Source organism: Spirulina sp. 06S082 (assembly GCF_034932145.1).
GTDB lineage: Bacteria > Cyanobacteriota > Cyanobacteriia > Cyanobacteriales > Spirulinaceae > CCY15215.
This window is the reverse complement of record NZ_JAYGHV010000441.1, coordinates 1-6,929: the sequence shown is the minus strand read 5'-3', so window position 1 is coordinate 6,929 and position 6,929 is coordinate 1. Positions and strand designations below refer to the sequence as shown.

Here is a 6,929-nt window from a genome sequence, read left to right as displayed (position 1 = left end):
CACGCGATCGCTGGGAAGGATTATTTGCGCGTTATATTCGCACGGGATTTCGCGCTTCAACCACCTCTAATATTAGCAATAATATCGGCAGTTTCTTCACCAACTTATCCTCTTTATTAATCCTTTGGTATGGGGCAAAATTAGTCATTAGTCGCGAACCTGGAAGCGAATTTACCATTGGAATGCTCATCGCCTTTCAAATGCTCTCCGGTCGCGTCACAGCCCCCTTATTGCGCCTGGTACAATTATGGCAAAATTTGCAACAAGTTTTGCTTTCTGTAGACCGCATTGGAGATATTTTGAATGTGGCACCAGAAGCAGAAACTGGATCGGGTTTAGTCTTGCCGCGCCTGCGAGGACAAATTGTATTCGATCGCGTCTTTTTCCGCTACAAAGCAAACCAAGAACCGATTATTCGCGGTATTTCTTTCACGATACAACCGGGAATGTTCGTCGGTATTGTCGGCAGAAGCGGATCGGGAAAAAGCACTCTATCCAAACTGTTACAGCGATTATATAATGTAGAATCGGGACGAATTTTGTTAGATGGATTTGATGTTAAAAGTGCCGATCTTGCTTCTTTGAGACAACAAATTAATGTAGTGTTGCAAGATGATTTCTTATTTAATGCCTCAGTGTTAGAAAATATTACTTTTGGTCATCCCGATATTACCGCCGAACAAGTCGTAGAAGCCGCCAGAAAAGCCTCTGCTCACGATTTTATCAGCGAACTGCCTCGCGGTTACGAAACCAACGTCGGAGAGCGAGGAACGGCTTTGTCAGGAGGACAAAGACAGCGCATTACTTTAGCACGTTTGTTTCTCTCTCAAGCACCTATTGTCATATTAGATGAAGCCACCAGTGCGCTAGATGCAGAAACAGAGCAACAAGTCTTGCTAAATTTACAAGAATTTGCCAAAAATCGCACGGTATTGATGATAGCTCATCGCTTCGATCCCTTAAAAGATGCTAATTTAATTGTAGTGATGGAAAAAGGCGTTTTAATTGAGAAAGGAACCCATGAAGAATTATTAAACATGAAAGGATTATATTTTTCTCTTTACGAAAGACAGAAAAATAACCAGGAATAAATTTACTGTTTTGCACTCAATCACTAAAAGATTGGCAAATCTGACGCAATTGCGCGATCGCCTCGATAGATTTAATCGCCGTCAAAATTGCCTCTAATTGCTCCATATCTTCCAATTGACGAATTTCTGGCATTAATCGCCAGTTGATTTCTCTGTGCCAGTTTATCAAAGGAGGGCGATCGCTAATTTTGGAAGTCTCTCTTGTCAAATCAATACTTACACATTATAATGGTGTCATTAGTTTGATGTAAGTACAGATGAGTTTTGAAAATGTACGAGACTGGCAGGGAACAGCAAAAGCTCTGATCCAAGAGTTAGAGCGCAAAAGCAGAGATTTAAAATTATCTTTAGATTCTCCTAATATCAGAAATGTACGAGCATGGCGTTCTAAAGGAGTTTTCTCACATGAAAAAGGAGAGAACTTTAAATTTCGCCAAATTTTGGAAGGATTGGAAACCCTGCTTCTATTAAAAAAAGGCTGGACGTTAAACGCGATCGCAGATATTCTTCCTTCTTTTGACGATATGACCCTTGAACAGAAAATTCTTGCAGAGTCTACAGTAACGGATGCGATATCTCCCCAAGAAATCAAATCTTTCCCTGTATCTAAAAATAATCTTAACGATCTGGCAAAAGATGCCGTTGTTCTTCTCGCACAAGGTATTCTTCAGCAATATACTCGAATTTTAGATGAGATTGAAATTGTACGCCAAGACGATCGCAGCGTACCCGCAACATTACACCAAGCAATGTATAACTTAGGTCGCCTTTATATTGAAGAGGAACTATGCGATCGCGCTGCTTGTATTCACGATGTTCTCGATCGCTCCCGTTATACTTTACATTCAGATGAATGGGGATTAGATGTATTTAAACAATCTGATTTTAGCTTTCGCGATGCTGTTTTAATTGACCCCGATCTACGAGTCCCCACTTCAGAATGTTCGGAAATCGCCAGAAGCTCGGGTGGAGGATTTGGAGAAGATAATGTTATCGAATATCGCTTATATAAGCGTTTAAAAGAAAATACTGAACGTCTAGGAGGAAAGCGAAAACATCTTGCTTATACTGCTCTACGGGAACTGGTTGGCAGATATTCTCTGATTGAAGAAACAAAATTAATCGAGTATCTGATCGAACATGAACTAACACCATTACAAGGAATGTTAATCAATGATTTTTTCGTTGAAGTTCCCGAAGTGTGGTTAATTAAAGGTCTGGCTCATCGGTGTGCAGATTGCGGAACGCTAATGCACCCTCATCCCCATTTTTCTGAAGGTTATTGTCCAATTCGACTGTGTGAAGGAAATTCCGATCCAATGGTATTGGAGAAACTCGATCCTCAAAAAGAACGATTGCTCATTGTTAAACCCCAAATTTTAACCTATTGGACAGCACCAGCAATTGATGAAATCAATATTTTCGATCGCGCTCGAGAATATGGTTTAGATGCTCAACTTTATCCCGAATCCGATCTTTGCGATGTATCAATTAATAATTATGCCATTGGGATTGATGCAAAATCCTATAACAGTCCGATTTCTTTAGCTATGCGTCTCAATCGCACAATTGGCGGTTTAATTCATTATCGCCGACGCATCATTGCCGCGAGCGATCGCATAGTTAAAAATACAGATGGTTATTTGGATATTCTGCGATCGTCCCTCGATAAAAAAGGCGATCCTGTCAGCTTAGAAATTAAATCTGTTTCCGAAGTTCTCGATTTATTAAAAGAGGTCAAAAATGCGAATTAAACCTGATTTTTGGACGGGAAACAATCGTATCTGCTGGTTGTGCGTCCTTATGGAAGAATCTTTTAAGATCGATTCTTTAAAACACACACCTGCTCTCATGTCGGGAATGGCGAGTATTTCTAATGCTTTACCAGCAAATGTTCGCCAAGCTATTTTTAATATGCGTCAAATTTCTTTAGCCTATGTGACAGATGAAGGAATTAAGCACGCAGTTGCACTCTACAACGATTATCACTATCGCAATAACACAGAAGGTTCTTATCAGATCGATCCCGATCCGACAAAATTAACCTTTACACGAACTAATCCTTTTGAAGATACCAATATTACCAAAGCCAAGCGAATTCTCTCGCAACCTTTACCCCACGAAGTTTATACCAGAACTATTGCCAATCCTCGTCAACCAATGGCGATCGCTCTCGGTGATGATTCTACATCTTTGCGCTTGCCGATCGATCCGATTTCCGTTCCTCTTCCCTCTCGTCGCACCCATCAACTCCAACGTCAACCCCGAGGAGAAATTTACATTCCTTTGTCAGAATTGAGAGAATTAGCAATAGAAATGGATGCTTTTGAAGCACAGTATCCTGAAAGACGGCGCGGAAATTGGCAAAACCGCTTCGATCGCATTTCCTTACAAGTTCCAGAAATTGGAAAAGGATTGCGAGAAGATGATGCTATTGTCCTAGAAGGATTAAAACATCTCATTGGGCTTCCGGGTTCTGGAAAAACAACGCTTTTAACACTGGCTGCAATTTGGCTGGGAAAACAGAGCTATAAAGTAATGTTGGTTTTTCCTTCCATTGAAGTTTCTCGGCAATATATGGATGTCCTCTCTTTTCATGGAACTAAAGTGGGAATGCTTGTCGGTCAAAATCCCATGACTCGAAAGAGACACGGCGATCGCATTGCTGAAACCATTGCTTCAAAAGGACAAGGCGGTTTTGCATGGACGCTTCCCGGTGCGGATTCTTTTGCAGCAAATTGCGTGTTACCCGCCTTTTCTAGTGGAGATAAGTCCCTGTGGGGTTTTGGAGATGCGCCACCCTGTCAGAGTGTTTTACAAGGGACGACGAGAACGGGAAAGCACAAACAATGTTTGTGTCCGCTTTGGACGAGATGCGGACGCAATAAAGCGCCTCGCGACCTCATTGATGCTGATGTTTGGGTGGGTCACGTTCTTTCAATGGATACTTCCGTTCCCATTCATGCGATCGACGAACAAATTCGTTATTTTGAATTAATTGCTCGCACTTTTGATGTAGTTGTATTTGATGAAGCCGATATGGTGCAAGCAAATCTCGACGATCGTGGCGCAGTCGCGCTCAATTTATCGGGAACAAAAGAATCGGTTCATCATGTTATTCAAAAACAGATTCTCAGTCGTTTTGCAGGGGATGAAAATTTTTATCTTTACCATCCAGAAATTGAACTTTACAGCCGCAATCTTTCCGAGTTTGGTAATTATAATACTTCTCTCGTTACTGCCATTCATCAAGTTTCCTCTCGAGTGAGAGATCGACTCGAACATCAATTATTAACGGTTTCTCGAATTATTACCGAACTTCTGGATGGTTTTGAGAAAAAATCTCGACGCGATCGCATTCAAGAAGAGGAGGTGAATTCTGGCTTTCGGAGGAGTCACGCACTAACAGCGATGTGGAAAAGAGCTGCTTATTCTGCGTTTTACGATCGCACGGGATTTGAATCCCATGAATTATCGGAAGCCGATCGATTAGCGCGGATTTTAATGTGCGATCGCGAATATCTCAAAAATCAATGGAAACAATTAATTCGTTATTTTCGGCGATATCTTGCAGAAGATTCGATCAAAAAGCGAGATACAATTGTAGAAGATATTGCCAATCTTTTTCTCAATTTTTGTTTTCCTGAAACAAAGCGCCCATCTGTTAGCCAAGATGCTATCAAACTCTTAATTTGTATTACCTTCACGATTTTGAGCTATCAGCGCATCGTACCGGGAACAAAAACAATGGTTGCAGAAGGGCTCATTCGAGAATCTATTGTGGAGTCCCCAGCGAGTCTCGATCTTCGTCGCTACATTCCTGAAAATGTTCTCGGATCGCTTTCTGGGGTCAAATATAGCCTCGAAAAAGCAAAAACAACGCGAACGAGTCTTTCCAATATTAAATTATCCTACATTACTTTTGTCGGTGCGCCGAGAATGTTAATGTACCGATTTCATCATTTGCTCGAGTCAGATGGGAAATTATCCGGACCTGCGGTATTAATGACCTCAGCAACATCGTTTTTAGAAGCGAGTCCCACTTATCACATTCCTTGCAATCCTCATTATCTCCTCAAAGCCAAAACTGGCGAAATTGAACGTAAAACTGAAGAAAGTCGGTATTATTTCCAATGGTTTCCGGACTCGCAAAATGGGGATGAACCTCTACGATATAGCGGTGCGGGAGATTTACGCGATCGCAACCTCAAACTAATGGTCGATCGTCTTGTCGAGAGAGGAGAAGACTCGGAAATTTACAAATCGATTAAGGGTTTTAATATTCGAGAAAACATTTATCGCAAAGCTACACTTGTGGTCAATAGTTACGCACAAGCACGCACAATCAAACAGCATTTAGATCGCCATCATCCCAATATTGGCCAGCGTACCAAAGCTGTTGTGAAATATCTAGAGGAGGGAGAAAAACCTTCAGATTATGTCACCTCCGCTCAATGTGAGGCTCTTGGAGATGATGAAAACTGCGATATCATTGTATTTCCCATGAGTGCGATCGGTCGGGGTGTTAATATCGTATTTACCCAAGGAAAACGAGAGCGAGATGCTGCGATCGGCTCGATTTACTTTCTCACTCGTCCTCATCCTTCGATGGATGATATGCAGCTTTTGTACGGTTTAGCAGGACGGGATACCGAACAATTCGATCGCCGCATTTTTGAGGATATAAATTTAACTGAGATGTCTGAAGAGCAAATTAAGGCGATGTTGGCTAAAATATCTAAGGAATGGACTACAGTAAGATCTAACATTTATCGAACTGCTCGCCGACTGTTACAAGAACCACTCATGGCCAGTCGTCTCGGAGAGGAGTTATTTAAACCCTTTACCGCAAATCAAATGGTGGCGATTTTGCAAACCATCGGACGGGGAATGCGGAATGGATGTCCGGTATCGGTTTACTTTGTCGATGCAGCTTGGGCACCGCGATCGGCTGAGGATAAAACAGATACTCCCAAAGATAGTATGCTCGTGCAAATGTTTGCGATTCTTCAAGAATGTATGGAGCATCCCGATCCAGTAATTCGTGCAATTTATCACGAACTTTATGGAGCTTTTCTCGAACCATTAGGACAGATAAAAAGGGTGAAATATCCTAAAAATTTACACCATCAATCTGACTCAATTTACGAGGACGATGACTTTGATGATTCCATGTTTTTATTGGAGATGTAAACGTGGATAACAAATTAGCTCAAACTCAAACAATTGGAGATAAATCAATGGATATCACGAATTCAGAATTGCAAAAATATGTCAAGCTAGGAGATGCTAAAAGTAAACGCCGTGTCCCCCTTGCGTTTACAATTCCAAATGATATAGAGCCTGTTACAATCGATGGCTTTATTATTTATTGGACAAAGGACGCGATTGAAGTTTTTTCTAAAATCAAGCCAAAGAAAAAGAATCTTCCTTATGTTTGGTTAAGAGGTTTAATAGAAGTTTCTCTTCCTCAAATTTCAAGAATTGATTTAAGTATGGGATTATACAGATTATATGGTAAACCTCAGCCTTTTGCTTTTTTAGAAGATGGGGAGAAGCAAAAAATAGAAGATGATTTATATCCTCTTCTTGATAATTGGATTATTGGTTGTCTCAAACCCTATGCAGAGAAAGAGGAGGTAGATTCTCAGACAATTGAATGTTTAGAAAATCTTTACGCAGAAAGAAAACTGGTTGTCGTGAAGCCAATTCAATCTCAAATTTTACCTTGGTCTCAATATGGAAATGGTTCTACTAAAGGTAATGATAACTATTCTTTCTTTGTTCTTGTCGATTATATTGCTCGACAAATTGCAGGTCGGGAAATTTTTCAAGGTT

General features: G+C 40.9%; 5 protein-coding genes. 4 read left to right on the top strand and 1 reads right to left on the bottom strand.

What is annotated here, in order from left to right:
• Nucleotides 1-1,091: peptidase domain-containing ABC transporter (locus VB714_RS26395; RefSeq protein WP_323228246.1), on the top strand; the 1,091-nt coding region annotated here is incomplete at its 5' end.
• Nucleotides 1,092-1,107: 16 nt separating this feature from the next.
• Here VB714_RS26395 and VB714_RS26390 read toward each other — a convergent pair.
• Nucleotides 1,108-1,299, bottom strand: a complete 192-nt coding sequence (locus tag VB714_RS26390; protein WP_323228245.1) for a hypothetical protein — start codon at nt 1,297-1,299, stop codon at nt 1,108-1,110.
• A 49-nt stretch (nt 1,300-1,348) separates the two neighbouring features.
• Here VB714_RS26390 and VB714_RS26385 point away from each other — a divergent pair, with 49 nt between their 5' ends.
• The 3 genes from VB714_RS26385 to VB714_RS26375 form a co-directional block, all read left to right on the top strand.
• Nucleotides 1,349-2,845 (top strand): hypothetical protein, encoded by a 1,497-nt coding sequence (locus VB714_RS26385; RefSeq protein ID WP_323228244.1) that lies wholly within the window; start codon nt 1,349-1,351, stop codon nt 2,843-2,845.
• Nucleotides 2,835-6,284, top strand: coding sequence for a hypothetical protein (locus tag VB714_RS26380; protein ID WP_323228243.1), 3,450 nt, complete (start codon nt 2,835-2,837; stop codon nt 6,282-6,284). The genes VB714_RS26385 and VB714_RS26380 overlap by 11 nt, the downstream gene beginning before the upstream one ends.
• A gap of 2 nt (nt 6,285-6,286) precedes the next feature.
• Nucleotides 6,287-6,929 (top strand): pPIWI_RE module domain-containing protein (locus VB714_RS26375; RefSeq protein ID WP_323228242.1); only part of this gene is annotated, 643 nt, incomplete at its 3' end.